General features: G+C 72.5%; 14 protein-coding genes and 1 pseudogene. 6 read left to right on the top strand and 9 right to left on the bottom strand.

Features of this window, described 5'->3' with window-relative positions; translation table 11 throughout:
- Nucleotides 1–102: 102 nt before the first annotated feature.
- From ACIP64_RS31870 to ACIP64_RS31845, 6 genes are all read right to left on the bottom strand, one after another.
- On the bottom strand, nucleotides 103–1,488 hold the full coding sequence (locus ACIP64_RS31870) for an 8-oxoguanine deaminase (protein ID WP_401593479.1): 1,386 nt from the start codon (nucleotides 1,486–1,488) through the stop codon (nucleotides 103–105).
- A 10-nt stretch (nucleotides 1,489–1,498) separates the two neighbouring features.
- Nucleotides 1,499–2,386 carry a factor-independent urate hydroxylase gene (gene pucL, locus ACIP64_RS31865; protein WP_401593477.1) on the bottom strand — a complete coding sequence of 296 codons (888 nt, stop codon included), beginning with the start codon at nucleotides 2,384–2,386 and terminating at the stop codon, nucleotides 1,499–1,501.
- A gap of 7 nt (nucleotides 2,387–2,393) precedes the next feature.
- Nucleotides 2,394–2,741 (bottom strand): hydroxyisourate hydrolase, encoded by a 348-nt coding sequence (gene uraH, locus ACIP64_RS31860; protein ID WP_401593474.1) that lies wholly within the window; start codon nucleotides 2,739–2,741, stop codon nucleotides 2,394–2,396.
- Nucleotides 2,738–3,250, bottom strand: coding sequence for a 2-oxo-4-hydroxy-4-carboxy-5-ureidoimidazoline decarboxylase (gene uraD / locus ACIP64_RS31855; protein WP_401593471.1), 513 nt, complete (start codon nucleotides 3,248–3,250; stop codon nucleotides 2,738–2,740). Before uraD ends, uraH begins: the two co-directional genes overlap by 4 nt.
- Nucleotides 3,251–3,351: 101 nt before the next feature.
- A complete protein-coding gene (locus ACIP64_RS31850) occupies nucleotides 3,352–3,738 on the bottom strand; it encodes a helix-turn-helix domain-containing protein (protein ID WP_401593468.1) in 387 nt (128 codons plus the stop codon).
- The gene (locus tag ACIP64_RS31845; protein WP_401593465.1) at nucleotides 3,735–3,992 is read right to left on the bottom strand and encodes a hypothetical protein; all 258 of its coding nucleotides are present in this window, start codon (nucleotides 3,990–3,992) and stop codon (nucleotides 3,735–3,737) included. The genes ACIP64_RS31850 and ACIP64_RS31845 overlap by 4 nt, the downstream gene beginning before the upstream one ends.
- A 171-nt stretch (nucleotides 3,993–4,163) precedes the next feature.
- Here ACIP64_RS31845 and ACIP64_RS31840 point away from each other — a divergent pair, with 171 nt between their 5' ends.
- From ACIP64_RS31840 to ACIP64_RS31825, 4 genes are all read left to right on the top strand, one after another.
- Complete coding sequence (locus ACIP64_RS31840) at nucleotides 4,164–5,012, top strand: TIM barrel protein (RefSeq protein ID WP_360909048.1); 849 nt, start codon at nucleotides 4,164–4,166, stop codon at nucleotides 5,010–5,012.
- The gene (locus tag ACIP64_RS31835; RefSeq protein WP_401593462.1) at nucleotides 5,009–5,938 is read left to right on the top strand and encodes a 2-hydroxy-3-oxopropionate reductase; all 930 of its coding nucleotides are present in this window, start codon (nucleotides 5,009–5,011) and stop codon (nucleotides 5,936–5,938) included. The genes ACIP64_RS31840 and ACIP64_RS31835 overlap by 4 nt, the downstream gene beginning before the upstream one ends.
- Before the next feature lie 266 nt (nucleotides 5,939–6,204).
- The gene (locus ACIP64_RS31830; protein ID WP_401593460.1) at nucleotides 6,205–6,933 is read left to right on the top strand and encodes a hypothetical protein; all 729 of its coding nucleotides are present in this window, start codon (nucleotides 6,205–6,207) and stop codon (nucleotides 6,931–6,933) included.
- Between the two features lie 147 nt (nucleotides 6,934–7,080).
- The gene (locus ACIP64_RS31825; protein WP_401593457.1) at nucleotides 7,081–7,626 is read left to right on the top strand and encodes an EF-hand domain-containing protein; all 546 of its coding nucleotides are present in this window, start codon (nucleotides 7,081–7,083) and stop codon (nucleotides 7,624–7,626) included.
- An 87-nt stretch (nucleotides 7,627–7,713) separates the two neighbouring features.
- Here the strand turns inward: ACIP64_RS31825 and gcl are convergent, their stop codons facing one another.
- Nucleotides 7,714–9,501: a glyoxylate carboligase gene (gcl, locus tag ACIP64_RS31820; protein ID WP_401593454.1), complete on the bottom strand. Its 1,788-nt coding sequence runs from the start codon at nucleotides 9,499–9,501 to the stop codon at nucleotides 7,714–7,716.
- Between the two features lie 261 nt (nucleotides 9,502–9,762).
- On the opposite strand from gcl, the gene ACIP64_RS31815 reads away from it, so the two are divergent.
- Nucleotides 9,763–10,560 (top strand): hypothetical protein, encoded by a 798-nt coding sequence (locus tag ACIP64_RS31815; protein WP_401593451.1) that lies wholly within the window; start codon nucleotides 9,763–9,765, stop codon nucleotides 10,558–10,560.
- Nucleotides 10,561–10,970: 410 nt separating this feature from the next.
- Nucleotides 10,971–11,509: pseudogene (locus tag ACIP64_RS31810) on the top strand (AAA family ATPase).
- On the opposite strand, the gene ACIP64_RS31805 reads toward ACIP64_RS31810, so the two are convergent.
- Entirely contained in the window at nucleotides 11,496–13,139 is a 1,644-nt protein-coding gene (locus ACIP64_RS31805; protein WP_401593448.1) for an AMP-binding protein, read from the bottom strand. The pseudogene ACIP64_RS31810 and the gene ACIP64_RS31805 overlap by 14 nt on opposite strands.
- Nucleotides 13,136–14,812, bottom strand: coding sequence for an AMP-binding protein (locus ACIP64_RS31800; RefSeq protein ID WP_401593446.1), 1,677 nt, complete (start codon nucleotides 14,810–14,812; stop codon nucleotides 13,136–13,138). The genes ACIP64_RS31805 and ACIP64_RS31800 overlap by 4 nt, the downstream gene beginning before the upstream one ends.
- Nucleotides 14,813–14,881 lie beyond the last annotated feature (69 nt).

The raw sequence follows: 14,881 nt of genomic DNA, 5'->3' as shown, positions 1-14,881 counted from the left end.
AGGCAGTTTCCGGAAGTCGCACCGAAGTCCCGCGGCCAGCACCCGGACCGTAACAGAGCCCGCGCGGGCGGCTCCACCCGATTCCCGCCGGGGTCCCGCTGGTCAGCCGGTCAGGCCCGCGATGCGGGCGAGTCGCCGGGCCTCGGCGCGGGTGGTGCGGGCGATGGCGTCCTCGTCGGCGGTGACCAGCCGGCCGTCCTCCACCACCGGGCGGCCGTTCACCAGCGAGAGGGTGACGGGGGCCGCGGCCCCGAGGACCAGGGCGGCGACCGGGTCGGCGATCGAGGCGTGGGCGAGGGTGTCCATCCGCCACAGGACGAGGTCGGCGAGCTTGCCCGGTTCCAGCGAGCCGATCTCCTCGGCCCGGCCGAGGACCTGGGCCCCGCCGTGGGTGCCCAGCCGCAGGGCCTGACGGGTGGTCAGCGCGGCCTCGCGGTGGGGCCCGAGGCGGTTGACGAGCAGGGCGTTGCGCAACTCGGTGTGCAGTTCGCCCGATTCGTTGGAGGCGGTGCCGTCCACGCCCAGCCCCACGGGGACGCCGGCCGCGAGCATGTCGGGGACGCGGGCGATGCCCGCGGCGAGGCGGGCGTTGGAGGAGGGGCAGTGGGCGACGCCGGTCCGCGTGCGGGCGAAGGCGGCGATGTCGGCGTCGTTCATGTGGACGCAGTGCGCCATCCAGACGTCCTCGCCGAGCCAGCCGGTGGACTCGAAGTAGTCCGTCGGCCCCATGCCGAACAGTTCCTTGCAGAACTGCTCCTCCTCCACGGTCTCGCTGCCGTGGGTGTGCAGGCGAACGCCCTTGCGCCGGGCCAGTTCCGCACCCTGGCGCAGCAGTTCGGTGGAGACCGAGAACGGGGAGCAGGGTGCGACGGCGATCCGCGTCATGGCGTCGAAGGAGGGGTCGTGGTGCTCGTCGATCGTCGCCTCGGTCGCGGCGAGCGCGCCGTCCAGGGTCTCGACGGCGAAGTCCGGCGGCAGGCCGCCGTCGGACGCGCCCCGGTCCATGGAGCCGCGGGCGAGGGTGAAGCGCACGCCCATGGCGGCGGCGGCCCGGATGATGGAGCCGGACAGGTCGCCGGTGCCGCGCGGGAAGACGTAGTGGTGGTCCATGGCGGTGGTGACGCCGCCGCGCGCCATCGTCGCGAGGGAGCCCTGGGCGGCCGCGTGGGTCATCCGCTCGTCGATCCGCGCCCAGGTGGGGTAGAGGGCGACGAGCCAGTCGAAGAGGTTGTGGTCGGTGGCCAGGCCCCGGGTGAGCCACTGGTAGAAGTGGTGGTGGGTGTTGACCAGGCCCGGGGTGAGCAGATGGCCGGAGCCGTCGACCCTGCGGACGACGCCCTCCAGTCCGGCGGGGGCGGGGCCCGGGCCGACGGACTCGATGCGGTTGCCGGCGACGACGAGATGGCCGTCGGCGTACTCGGTGTCGTGCGCGTCCACGGTGGCGACGGCGCAGTTCTCGATGACGGTGCGCTGTGCTGCGGCGGTCATGGCGGGCCTCTCAGTCCGTCACCGGGATACGGGGCTCTGCCCCTTCGCGCAGGACCGTGCCCTCGATGAGGCCGTAGGGGCGGTCGGCGGCGAAGTACACCGCGCTGTCGGGGGTGTCGTTCTTCAGACCGAACGGTTCGAGGTCGGCCAGGAAGTGGTGCTTGTTGGGGAGCGACAGCCGCACCTCGTCGATCTCGGGGCGGTGCTCGACGACCCGGTCGCCCATCGTGTACAGGGTCTGCTGGAGGGAGAGCGAGTAGGTGCCGGCGAAGGCCTCCAGGAGGTGCCTTCGGGTCTCGGCGTACGACTCCTCCCAGTCTGGGGCGGGGTCCTCCTCGCGGGTCCAGTGGAACCGCCAGCGGGCGGCGACCTCGGTGGCGAGGACGCGGTCCCGGGTCTCGCGCAGCGTCGTCCAGCGGTCCTTGGCGAAGCCCCGGAACTCGGAGTCGGTGGAGTTCATGACGACGAGGTCCTTCAGGCCCGCGAGGACCTGCCACCGCGTGCCGTCGAAGGCGATCTCGGCGGTGCGGGTCTCCTGGCCCTTGCGGACGAACGAGTGCTCCTCGGTGAGGCGTTCCCAGGCGTACTCCTCGATGCGGATCCTGGCCCGCCCGATCGCGTCCTGACTGGTGACGAAGTGCCGGGCGAGCAGGATGCCGAACTGCTCGGCGGACTCGATCCCGTACTGCTGGGCGAACGCGAACACCGTGTTCTTGGCGGTGTCGGTGGGCAGGACGCTGGCGTTGCTGCCGGAGTAGTGGACCTCGTCCATCGCGCCGGACAGCGCGACGGAGACGTTGAGGTCCTTTACGTGGTGCGTGCGGCCCTCGCGGGAGACCCGGACGACGCGGGTCTCCGCTTTGCCGTACTGGTTCTGGCCGAGGCGGGTGGGCGACATGTCGGTGCTAGCTCCCTCGGTATACGGAGTAGCCGAACGGGTTGAGCAGCAGCGGTACGTGGTAGTGCTCGCCCGGCTCCACGGCGAGGACGACCGCCACCTCCGGGAAGAACGCCCCGCCGCCCCCGGCCGCGGTGCGGGCGAGGTACGGCCCGGTGGCGAACTCCAGGCGGACCTGGGCCGTGCCGCCGGGCAGGTCGGGCAGGTCCTTGCAGCGGCCGTCGGCGTCCGTCGCCGAGGCGCCGTGCGGCACCCAGGGGGCGTCGCCGGCGGGGCGGACCGCCAGGTGGACGGCGATGTCCGCGGCGGGACGGCCTGCGCTGGTGTCCAGGACGTGGGTGGACACGGACGTCATGAGGGGGCCTCCTCGAAGGGCGCGACGAGCCGGGCGAGCCGGATGCGGTTGATCTTTCCCAGCTCGGCACGGACGATCCCGCGCTCGGTGGCGGCGTCGTTCCCGATCCGCTCGGAGAGGGCGGCCAGCATCTCGTCGCCGGTCCGGCCGGTGGCGCAGATGAGGAAGACATGGCCGTGCCGCTCCTGGTAGGCGAGGTTCAGCTCCAGCAGCCGCGCGCGCAGGGAGTCCCGCACGCCGCTCTGCTCGCGGGCAGAGACCCGGTCGCCGGGCTTCGGGCAGCCGATCGGCGGGTGCCCGGCCATCGCCTCGGCCAGTGCGTCCGTACCCAGGCGGGCCGTCGCCGTGTCGCTCGCGGCGAGCAGCGCCTCGGCGCTGCCGTAGGGGCGGCCGGCGGCCACTTCCGCGCCCCAGGAGCGGCTCGCGCACACCTCGCGCAGCAGGGCGGCCGCCTCCACCGCGTCGGCGGAGTTGAACCGGGCCAGGCCCGGGGAGGGACGGGAGGTCACAGCAGCACGCTAGGAGCGCGCCCCGACCGGCGTCAACACTTTGTTGAAAAGAGTCCGCCCCGTGGCGGCCGCGACACGGCCGGAAGTGCGACGGACAGCGGCTACTCGCGCTCCCTCGCCGCGTTCTCCCGGTTCAGGTAGTTGTAGACGGTGAAGCGGCTCACCCCGAGGGCCGAGGCGACGGTCTCCACCCCGTGCCGCACGGAGAACGCGCCGCGTTCCTCCAGGATGCGCACGACCGTCTGCTTCTCCTTGCGGCCGAGTTCGGCCAGCGCCCTGCCGTGCCGGCGCTCCAGGTCCGCCAGGAGGTGGTCGAGGGAGTCGGCCAGGTGCGGCAGGCGTACGGCGACGACCGCCTCGCCCTCCCAGCTCAGCACGACGTCGTCGCCGCGGGCCTCACCGGGCGGCACCATCTGCGCGCCCATGGCGGCGACGAGCGGGGTGATGGCCGCACTGAACGGGTGCGGGTGCCCGCCGGGCGCGGTCATCGATCCGCCGCCTCATGACCGATGACGCTGATCTGCAGCGACACCCGGGTGGCCCCCGCGTCCAGGGTGCGCCGCAGCAGATCGCCGACGGCGTCCACCACCTGGTCGGCGGTGCCCTCGGCCGTATTGCCGAACGGCCCGACGTCGACCTTCTCCAGTGCGGCCGAGCCGATGACGTCCCGGGCCACCGCGGCGTGCTCCGGCAGCACGTCCAGGTCGAAGGGCTCGGTGGTGAATTCCAGTCTCAGGCGCACGTCTTCAACCTAGCTGGTCAGCGGCTTTCGGGGACATCCCTCTTGACAGTCCCCGGCCAGGTGATCCAGTCTTCCGGTAAGTAGAAAACAGATTCCGTATTGCGGAAGTCAGGGATGGCAACGCACCGGCCGGAACACCGGACGGAACACCGGACGGAAGGGGCGCACGGGATGGGCTTCGACTCCACGCGCTGCGATGTGAACCTCTCGATCCTCTTCACCGAACTCCCGCTCCTGGAGCGCCCGGCCGCAGCCGCGGCCGCGGGCTTCGAGGCCGTGGAGCTGTGGTGGCCGTGGCCGGACGCACCCACCCCGCCGAAGGCGCGTCTCGACGAACTGCGCTCCGCCCTGGAGCACGCGGGCACCCGGCTCGTGGGGCTGAACTTCTACGCGGGGCAGCTGCCCGGACCCGACCGCGGCGCGCTGTCCGTGCCCGGCGAGGAGTCCGCGCGCTTCCGCGCCAACATCGACATCGCCGCCGACTTCGCGCGCTCGGTCGGCTGCACGGCCCTCAACGCCCTCTACGGCAACCGGGTCGACGGCGCCGGCGCCGAGGCGCAGGACGAACTCGCCCTGGAGAACCTGGTGCGGGCCGCGCACGCCGCCCACCGGGTCGGCGCCACCCTGCTCGTCGAGGCCCTCAACGCACCCGAGTCGCCGCGCTATCCGCTGGTCAGCGCGCCCGCCGCCGTCGAGGTCGTCGACAAGGTCAACGCGGAGACCGGCCTCGGCAACGCCCAATTCCTGCTCGACCTCTACCACCTGTCGATGAACGGCGAGGACCTGCCGGCCGTGATCGACGCCTACGCCGACCGCACCGGCCACGTCCAGATCGCCGACAACCCCGGCCGCGGCGCCCCCGGAACGGGCTCGCTGCCCCTGGCCGGCCTCGTCGACCGCCTGCGCACGGCGGGCTACGACGGCTGGATCGGCCTGGAGTACAAGCCGGGACCGGAGGGGAGCGCCGCCTCCTTCGGCTGGCTCGCCGACGCCGCCCAGCAACCCGAGAGGACACCATGACCACCACGCCCCAGGCCGCCGCCTCCTCCCCTACCGGCCTCCCCCAGGTGGCCTGGATCGGCCTCGGCATCATGGGCTCCCCGATGGCGGAGAACCTGCTCAAGGCCGGTTACTCCGTCACCGGTTACACCCTCGAGCAGGACAAGCTCGACCGCCTCGCGGCCGCCGGCGGCACCGCCGCGGGCTCGATCGCCGAGGCCGTCGGGGACGCCGACGTCATCGTCACGATGGTCCCGGCCTCCCCGCAGGTCGAGGCGATCGCGTACGGCGAGGACGGCATCCTCGCGCACGCGAGGCCGGGCGCCCTGCTGGTCGACATGTCGTCGATCACACCGCAGACCTCCGTCGACCTGGCCAACGCCGCGGCGTCCAAGGGCATCCGGGTCCTGGACGCCCCGGTCTCCGGCGGCGAGGCGGGCGCGATCGAGGCGGTGCTGTCCATCATGGTGGGCGGCGCGCAGGCCGACTTCGACGAGGCCCGTCCCCTGTTCGACGCCCTCGGCAGGACCGTCGTGCTGTGCGGTCCGCACGGCGCCGGCCAGACGGTGAAGGCCGCCAACCAACTGATCGTCGCCGTCAACATCCAGGCCTGCGCCGAGGCCGTGGTCTTCCTGGAGAAGTCGGGCGTCGACCTGGGAACGGCCCTGGAGGTGCTGGGCGGCGGCCTGGCCGGCTCCACGGTGCTGAACCGCAAGAAGCAGAACTTCCTGCACCGCGAGTTCGCCCCCGGCTTCCGCATCGACCTCCACCACAAGGACATGGGCATCGTCACCGACGCCGCCCGCGCGGTCGGCGCCGCCCTGCCCGTCGGCTCCGTCGTCGCCGGTCTCGTGGCCGCGCTGCGCGCCCAGGGCGACGGCGGCCTCGACCACTCCGCCCTGCTGCGCGGGGTGGAGCGCCTGTCCGGTCTGCCGGTCACCGGCTGACCCCGGCTTCCGGGCGGTGGCGTCCGTTTCTGTCCTGTCGCGCCCGACGGACGTCACCGCCCGGAACCCCTCCCCCGGCCCGGGAGGATCACGACCGTCCGCGCCGCCATGAACTTCTGAGGGGTTGGTCCTGGCGGCGCGGACACCTGTGCGCGGGTCAACCGGCGCGCGCGGGAGCGCAGGAGAGCTGCGGGAGCGGCGTCCCGTAGGAGAACATGGAGGGTACGTCCGCCGCCCGGTAAGCACCCGCCCTGGAGTCCCGAACCATGGCAGAGAGTGTGCCCGTGCGCTGCCCGGCCTGCCGCCGGGAGCACACGTACACCGCCCCCGTGTTCCCGTGTGCCTGTGGCACGCCCCTCACGCTGCCGCTGCTGCGCGGCGGCATCCCGCTGCTGATCCGCCACCGCTCCTGGTCCGACTCCTGGGTGGGCATGCGCTGCCCCGACTGCCACCGCGAGGACCAGTGGCCGCAGCCCGAACTCGGCTGCGAGTGCGGGGCGGTGGTCCGGCTGCCGGTGGACACGCGGGCGCTGCGCACGCCGCCGGCCCGGCCCGCCGCCGTCGAGCACCCCGCCGGGGCGGCGCCGACGGCGCCGGGGCACCGGGCCCCGTTCCGGCCGGTGACGATCCGCACCGCGCGGGACGCGCTGACCGCCGCCGCGCAGTACCTGAAGTGGCTCGGCTTCGGCGGGGTGCGGATCGCCTCGGAGCGCGCCGCCAACGGCATCGACCTGCGCGGGGACGGGGTGGTCGCCCAAGTGGACCCGACGACCCGGCCGAGCGTGCTGCGGGACGTGGAGACCCTCTGGCTGAACTGCCTCAACGAGGACTCCTCCGGCGCCTTCTTCTCGCTGGCCGGCTACGCGCACGACGCCCGGCTGCGCGCCGACCAGCTCGGCGTGCCGCTCTTCGTCATGGACCTCACCGGCACCCCGCAGCCGGTGAACGACGCCGCGGACGCCCTCATCCGCACCGGCCCGCGCGCCCGGCCCTGAGGACGGACGCGCCGCGTCCGGCCCGCTCTGCCCCCGGCCTCACCCTGTGTGGCCACTCGGGTCGCGCGAGCGGCGCTCCCGGGGGAACATCGAGAAGTTCCCCTCTCCCGACTCCAGGAGACCCCAGGACTACGTCAGGACGCAGCGATGTCTACCGCCCTCTTGAAGCGCAAGCTCGACATATCCTTCCGCCGCCTGGACACGGACGGCAACGGGTATGCCGAGCGCGCCGACTTGCAGGACGTCGGCGCGCGGCTGATTCACGGCTTCGGCCAGTCCCCCACCTCACCCAAGGGCAGGCCGGTCGTGGTGCGCCTCGACGCCGTCTGGGCGGAGCTCGCGGCCTATGCCGACGGCGACCGCGACGGGCGGCTGTCCTCCGCCGAGTACCGCCACGGCATGACCCGGGCCTTCATCGAGGGCCCGGCCTTCGACCCCGTCTTCCATCCCGCCGCCGAGGCGGTCGTCCACCTCTGCGACACCGACGGCGACGGGCGGGTCCAGCGGGGCGAGTTCGAGATCCTGCAACGCGCCTTCAGCACCCCGGCCTCCGCGGTCGTCGCCGCCTTCGACCGCCTCGACACCGACGGCGACGGCCTGGTGAGCACGGCCGAGCTCGTGACGGCGATCCGGGCGTACTACACCGGCACCGATCCCGCGGCCCCCGGCAACTGGCTCTTCGGCCCGCTCTGAGCGGCCCGCCGCCCGCGCGGACTGACGCCGGCCGCCGCACCCGCCGAGGCGGGACGCGGCGGCCGGGACCACGCGGCGGCGGACGGGTCAGCCGCCGGCGAGCGGCAGGATCTCGGTGGGCGCGTGGCCGGGCTCGGTGGCCAGTTCCTCGAACTCCACCACGTTGCCGATGTCGTTGGTGACGCTCATCGCGATGTTCGTGACGCGTTCCAGGATCGCCTCGACCACCACGGGCACCCGGTACTCCGCGGCGAGCTTCTTCGCCCGTTCGAAGGCGGCGCCCAGCTCCGCCGGGTCGGTGACCCGCAGGGCCTTGCAGCCCAGGCCCTCGGCGACCTTGACATGGTCGACGCCGTAGACGCCCAGTTCGGGCGAGTTGACGTTCTCGAACTCCAGGTTGACCTCGAAGTCGATGTCGAAGGCGCGCTGCGCCTGGCGGATCAGGCCCAGGTAGGCGTTGTTGACCAGGACGTGCACGTACGGGATGCGGTGCTGCGCACCGACCGCCAGTTCCTCGATCATGAACTGGAAGTCGTAGTCGCCGGACAGGGCGACCACGGACGCCTCCGGGTCGGCCTTGGCCACGCCGAGGGCCGCGGGGACGGTCCAGCCGAGCGGCCCGGCCTGGCCGCAGTTGATCCAGTGCCGCGGCCGGTAGACGTGCAGCATCTGGGCGCCGGCGATCTGGGAGAGCCCGATGGTGGAGACGTACCGGGTCTCGGGGCCGAAGGCCTTGTTCATCTCCTCGTACACCCGCTGCGGCTTCATCGGGACGTCGTCGAAGTGGGTGCGGCGGTGCAGCGTGGCCTTGCGCTCGCGCGCGGATGCCGCCCAGGCGCCGCGGTCCGGCAGCCGCCCCGCCTCCTTCAGCTCGCGGGCGGCCTCGACGAAGAGCGCGAGCGCGGCCGCGGCGTCGGAGGTGATGCCGTAGTCGGGGGCGAAGATCTTGCCGATCTGGGTGGGCTCGATGTCGACGTGCACGAAGGTGCGGCCCGCGGTGTACACGTCGATGCGGCCGGTGTGCCGGTTGGCCCAGCGGTTGCCGATGCCGAGCACGAAGTCGGACTCCAGGAACGTCGCGTTGCCGTAGCGGTGCGAGGTCTGCAGTCCCACCATGCCCGCGTTCAGCGGGTGGTCGTCCGCGATGGCGCCCCAGCCCATCAGGGTCGGCACGACCGGTGTGCCGGTCAGTTCCGCGAACTCCACGAGCAGGGCGGAGGCGTCGGCGTTGATGACGCCGCCGCCCGCGACGATCAGGGGGCGCTCGGCCGCGTTCAGCATGGCCAGCGCCTTCTCGATCTGCCGCCGGGTGGCGGCGGGCTTCCAGACCGGCAGCGGCTCGTACGTCTCGGGGTCGAACTCGATCTCGGTGAGCTGGACGTCCACCGGCAGGTCGATCAGGACCGGCCCCGGCCGGCCGGACCGCATGAGGTGGAAGGCCTTCTGGAAGACGCCGGGGACCTGCGCGGCCTCCAGCACGGTGGTCGCGGCCTTGGTGACGGGCGCCGCGATGGAGGCGATGTCGACGGCCTGGAAGTCCTCCTTGTGGATCACCGCGGTGGGTGCCTGCCCGGTGATGCACAGGATCGGGATCGAGTCGCCGATGGCCGAGTAGAGGCCGGTGATCATGTCGGTGCCCGCCGGGCCGGAGGTGCCGATGCAGACGCCGATGTTACCCGGGGCGGTGCGCGTGTAGCCCTCCGCCATGTGCGAGGCCCCCTCGACGTGGCGGGCGAGCGTGTGGGTGATGCCGCCGGAGGCCTTGAGGGCCGCGTAGAAGGGGTTGATGGCGGCGCCGGGCACGCCGAACGCGGTGTCGACGCCCTCCCGCTTGAGGATCTCCACTGCCGCTCGGGCGGCGGTCATTCGAGGCATTCGCTCACTCCTGCGTCGTCCGGCGGTCCAGGTGTCGCGTCCCAGCCACGCTGAGGTCCATTTTTCCGCCATGCGGAAATTTACTTTTGTTATGTGGAACTGCATCGAACATAGGGCGTGCCGCGCGCACCGGTCAAGAAGAGGGCGCGCGGATGCCGGCGAAATCCGTGGTGGAACACATGTACGGACCAGTAGGGTGCGGTGGCTCCATATGCGCATCAGCACCGCACCTCAGCACCACAGATCCCGGGGGGGACCTCCGTGACCGCACCGACGCCACCCGCTCCCGCGCCCCAGCCCGCGCCGCAGGCCGAGCCGCAGCCCGCCGCGCAGCGGCCCCCGTCGCTCTACCCGCCGCAGTGGCCCTTCCTGCCGCAGCAGTCGATGAGCATGGACATACCCGGGTACGGCCCCTCGTGCAGCTTCTGCGGCTCGGTGCCCGCGGCGGCCGCCACCTTCCGCGGGCACCAGGGCATGCTCGTCCTCATGCGGCGGCTGCGGCTCAAGGGCTACTTCTGCCGGTCCTGCGGCCTCGCCGCGCACCGCAAGATGACCGGCGACAGCCTGGTGCAGGGCTGGTGGGGCGCGCCGTCGATGATCATCAACCCCGTCGTGATGCTGCTCAACCTCAGGCAGTGGGTGAAGGTCAAGCGCCTCGGCGAACCCGTCGCCGGCGCCCCGCGCAGGCCCGCCGACCCCGGCAGGCCCCTCTTCCTGCGTCCGGTCGCCCTCGGACTGCTGCTCCCGGTCGCGATCGTCGGCGGACTCTGGTTCCTCCTCCACGACGATCCCGAGTTCGCCGCCGTCGGCGACTGCGTGCGCAGCAGCGGCGACGCGTTCTACGCCGATGTCTCGGTCGTCGACTGCGGTTCCCCCGACGCCCGGTACAAGGTCGTCGGCCGCTTCGAGGACACCGGCGACCCCAGCCTCTGCCCCGCTTACCCCCAGACCGTCGCCACCTATGGCGAGGAGCACGGGAGAACCCGGTACATCCTGTGCCTGGGCCCGAACGACGAGGACGCTCCCGCGAACGACGGCTCCGCCGACACCAGCGTCTGAAGGGACAGGGCGGATGGCGGCCGCGGCGGTCGCGGCGGAGTTCTCCGCGGTCGTGGACGAGGCGGACCCCGTGCGGGGCGGGCGGACCGCCGTGGCCGTGCTGGTCGCCGGGACCGGCGGAACCGGCCGCCCGCTGCGGCAGGACTGCCTGGTCGCACGTGCCGCCGCAGCGCCGGGGCCGCCCGGTGCCGCCTCCCGCGTCCGCGCGGCACCGCGGAGGCACGGCCGGCGGCAACTCGGCCTTGCGCGGAGCCGGTCGGCGACGTCCGTCACCGTCGCCAAGCGGTGGTGGACGCTGACGATCGGCGCGGGCGCCTGGCCCGGCGAGCCGGACGCGTACGACGTCGTCGCCGTCCTCGACCGCTGCCGACGCACGGGGTGGCGTCCGCGGGCCCTGACATGGTGTCCCGATGGACGGGATCATCCGGCTGAACGGGACCTTCGGCGCGGGCAAAACCACCACTGCCGCGGAGTTGGGCCGACTGCTGCCGGGGGCGCACGTCTTCGACACCGAGCACGTCGGCTTCATACTCCGGCACGTACTGGCACAGGCCGCGCCTGTGCGCGACTTCCAGGAGTGGCCGCCTTGGCGCGCGCTGGCCGTGGAGTCGATCGCGCAGGTGCGGCGCTCCTCGGCGGTCCGCTGGTCGTGCCGCAGACCGTGCTCGTGGCGGCCTACTGGGCGGAGCTCCGCGACGGCCTGGCCCGGCAGGGCCTGCCCGTACGGCACTTCGTGCTGCACAGCGACAGAGCCACCCTGACCCGCCGTATCGAGGAGGACACCGTCGAGACCGGCGCACGGCAGTGGCGGCTGGACCACCTCGCCGAGTACGAGGCGGCCCTGCCGTGGCTGCGCGAGGCGGGCACCGTGCTGGACACCACCGGCGTGCCGCCGCGCGAGGCGGCCCTGCGGATCGCGGCGGCCGCCGAAGACGTCACCGCGGGCTGAAGGACTCCCGCAGTTCGATCTTGCGCACCTTGCCGCTCACCGTCATCGGGAAGGACTCCATGAGCCGCAGGTGGCGGGGCACCTTGTAGTGCGCCAGCCGGCCGCGGCAGTAGTCGGCGAGGTCCTGGACGGTGAGCGTCGCGGCCGGGTCCTTGAGGATGACGCAGGCGAGGATCTCCTCGCCGTAGCGCTCGTCGGGGACGCCGACCACCTGGACGTCGGCGATGCCGGGGTGCCCGTACAGGAACTCCTCGATCTCCCGCGGGTAGACGTTCTCCCCGCCGCGGATGATCATGTCCTTGATGCGGCCGACGATCTGCAGGTAGCCGTCCTCGCGCATGACCGCGAGGTCGCCGGTGTGCATCCAGCGGCTCGCGTCGATCGCCTCGGCGGTCTTCTCCGGCTCGTCCCAGTAGCCGAGCATCACCGAGTAGCCGCGGGTGCACAGTTCGCCCGCCGCACCGCGCGGAACGGTCACGCCGGCGGTGTCGACGACCTTCACCTCGATGTGCGGCAGGACCCTGCCGACGGTGCCGGTACGGCGTTCCAGGTCGTCGTCGCGCCGGGTCTGGCAGGAGACCGGCGAGGTCTCGGTCATCCCGTAGCAGATGGAGACCTCGGCCATGTGCATCTCGGCGACAACCCGCTTCATGACCTCCACCGGACAGGGCGAGCCGGCCATGATGCCGGTGCGCAGCGAGGACAGGTCGTAGTCCGCGAAGCCGGGCAGGTTGAGCTCGGCGATGAACATCGTCGGCACCCCGTAGAGCGAGGTGCAGCGCTCCTGCTCCACCGCCCGCAGCGTGGCCGCGGGGTCGAAGGTGGGCGCCGGTATGACGATGCAGGCGCCGTGCGAGGTGACGCCGAGGTTTCCCATCACCATGCCGAAGCAGTGGTAGAACGGCACCGGCAGGCAGACCCGGTCCTGTTCGGTGTACGCGATCGACTCCCCCACGAAGAAGCCGTTGTTGAGGATGTTGTGGTGCGACAGCGTCGCGCCCTTGGGGAAGCCGGTCGTGCCGGAGGTGTACTGGATGTTGACCGGGTCGTCGCAGGACAACTCGGCCTCGCGCTCCGCCAGTTGCGCGTACGGCACATGGGCGCCGGCCGCGACGAGCGCGTCCCAGCTGGGGCCGCCGATGTACACGACCTCGCTCAGCGACCGGCACTGAGGGCGGACCCGGTCGACCATGGCCCGGTAGTCGCTGTCCTTGTACGCGGTCGAGGAGACCAGGACCTCGATGCCGGCCTGGTTGAGGACGTAGGCCAGCTCGTGCACCCGGTACGCCGGGTTGATGTTCACCATGATCGCGCCGATGCGGGCCGTGGCGTACTGGACGAGCACCCACTCCGGGCAGTTGACCGCCCAGATGCCGACCCGGTCGCCCTTGCCGACGCCCTTGGCGAGCAGGCCGCGCGCCACGTCGTCCACGGCGCCGGAGAACTGCGCGTACGTCCAGCGGCGGCCGCCGGCCACGTCGACCAGTGCCTCGCGGTCCGGCCAGGCGGCCACGGCGCGGTCGAGGTTGCGGCCGATGGTGTCGCCGAGCAGCGCGGTGGTGCCGGTGCCGGAGGCGTAGGAGGGTTCCGCGGGCTCCTGGCCTTGCGACGGTCTGCCGGGTGCGGTCACTTGTGGTCCTCCTCGCGGTACTCGGTGCCGGTGCTTCCCTCGGCGGTGCGCTGCCGCAGTTCGATGCGGCGGATCTTGCCGGAGACGGTCTTGGGCAGGTCGGCGAACTCCAGCACGCGCACCCGCTTGTACGGGGCGAGCACCTGCCGCGAGTGCGCGAAGAGCGCGGCCGCGGTCCCCGCGTCCGGCTCCCAGCCCTCCGCGAGCACGACGTACGCCTTCGGCACGGCCAGCCGCAGCGGATCGGGCGAGGGGACGACGGCCGCCTCGGCGACGGCCTCGTGCTCCAGCAGGGCGCTCTCCAGCTCGAACGGGCTGATCTTGTAGTCGGAGGCCTTGAAGACGTCGTCCGAGCGGCCCACGTAGGTGATGTAGCCGTCGGCGTCGCGCGAGCCGATGTCGCCGGTGCGGTAGTAGCCGCCGGCCATCGCCTCGGCGGTCCGCTCCGGGTCCCCGGCGTAGCCGGTCATCAGGCCGACCGGACGCGCGGACAGGTCCAGGCAGATCTCGCCCTCGTCGCCGGGCTTGCCGGTGACGGGGTCCACCAGCTCCACCACGTACCCGGGGCTCGGGCGGCCCATCGAGCCCGGCTTGAGCGGCTGGCCGGGCGGGTTGGCGACCTGCACGGCGGTCTCGGTCTGGCCGAAGCCGTCCCGGATGGTGAGCCCCCAGGCGCGCCGTACGTGCTCGATGACCTCGGGGTTCAGCGGCTCGCCCGCGGCGACGACCTCGCGCGGCGGGGTGCGCAGCGCGGTCAGGTCGGCCTGGATCAGCATGCGCCAGACGGTCGGCGGGGCGCAGAAGCTGGTGACGCCCGCCCGGTCCATCTCGGCCATGAGGCGGCCCGCGTCGAAGCGGGAATAGTTGTGGATGAAGACGGTCGCCTCGGCGCTCCACGGCGCGAACAGGTTGGACCAGGCGTGCTTGGCCCAGCCCGGCGAGGAGATGTTGAGGTGGACGTCGCCGGGGCGCAGGCCGATCCAGTACATGGTGGCGAGGTGGCCCACGGGGTAGGAGATGTGGGTGTGCTCGACGAGCTTGGGCCGGGCGGTGGTGCCCGAGGTGAAGTAGAGCATCAGCGGGTCGTCGGCGCGGGTCTCGCCGTCCGGCGTGAAGTCCGCGGGGGTGCCCGCGGTGTCCTCGTACGCCAGCCAGCCCTCGGGCGCGCCCCCGACGGCGATCCGGGTGTAGTCCCCCGGGACCGTGTCGAACTTGGCGGTGTCCGCGGAGCGGACGATCACATGGCGGGCCTGCCCGCGCTCCACGCGGTCGGTCAGGTCGGCCGGCCCGAGCAGGGGGGTGGCGGGGATGACGACGGCGCGCAGCTTCATGGCGGCCAGCGCGGTCTCCCACAACTCGGCCTCGTTGCCGAGCATGACCACGATCCGGTCGCCGGCCCGCACACCCCACTCGCGCAGCCGCACGGCCACGCGGTTCGACCGCTCGGACATGGCGGCGAACGAGACGACGGTCTCGGTGCCGTCCTCCTCGACGATGTGCAGGGCCGGGCGGTCGTTGCCCTCGGCGATCACGTCGAACCACTCGAGCGCCCAGTTGAAGTGCTCGGGCCGCGGCCAGCGGAAGCCCTCGTACGCCGTCTTCCAGTCCTCCCGGTGGCGCAGCAGGAAGTCCCGGGCCGACCGGAACTCGTCTGTCCGGCTGGTTGCCGCCATGTGTCCTCCTTATTGCCTGCCCCCTCAGTAGCATCCTGTGGTGAGCGACAGAGCTCTCACTACCCCCGA

Source organism: Streptomyces sp. NPDC088733 (assembly GCF_044751185.1).
Taxonomy (GTDB): domain Bacteria; phylum Actinomycetota; class Actinomycetes; order Streptomycetales; family Streptomycetaceae; genus Actinacidiphila.
Note: the sequence above shows the minus strand (reverse complement) of the source record. Positions and strands in the feature narration are given on the sequence as shown.

Bases quoted from the DNA above. Each gene is read 5' to 3' on its own strand.
- ACIP64_RS31870 (WP_401593479.1), bottom strand. From the start codon at position 1,488: ATGACCGCCGCAGCACAGCGCACCGTCATCGAGAACTGCGCCGTCGCC.
- pucL (WP_401593477.1), bottom strand. From the start codon at position 2,386: ATGTCGCCCACCCGCCTCGGCCAGAACCAGTACGGCAAAGCGGAGACC.
- uraH (WP_401593474.1), bottom strand. From the start codon at position 2,741: ATGACGTCCGTGTCCACCCACGTCCTGGACACCAGCGCAGGCCGTCCC.
- ACIP64_RS31850 (WP_401593468.1), bottom strand. From the start codon at position 3,738: ATGACCGCGCCCGGCGGGCACCCGCACCCGTTCAGTGCGGCCATCACC.
- ACIP64_RS31840 (WP_360909048.1), top strand. From the start codon at position 4,164: ATGGGCTTCGACTCCACGCGCTGCGATGTGAACCTCTCGATCCTCTTC.
- ACIP64_RS31835 (WP_401593462.1), top strand. From the start codon at position 5,009: ATGACCACCACGCCCCAGGCCGCCGCCTCCTCCCCTACCGGCCTCCCC.
- ACIP64_RS31830 (WP_401593460.1), top strand. From the start codon at position 6,205: ATGGCAGAGAGTGTGCCCGTGCGCTGCCCGGCCTGCCGCCGGGAGCAC.
- ACIP64_RS31825 (WP_401593457.1), top strand. From the start codon at position 7,081: ATGTCTACCGCCCTCTTGAAGCGCAAGCTCGACATATCCTTCCGCCGC.
- gcl (WP_401593454.1), bottom strand. From the start codon at position 9,501: ATGCCTCGAATGACCGCCGCCCGAGCGGCAGTGGAGATCCTCAAGCGG.
- ACIP64_RS31800 (WP_401593446.1), bottom strand. From the start codon at position 14,812: ATGGCGGCAACCAGCCGGACAGACGAGTTCCGGTCGGCCCGGGACTTC.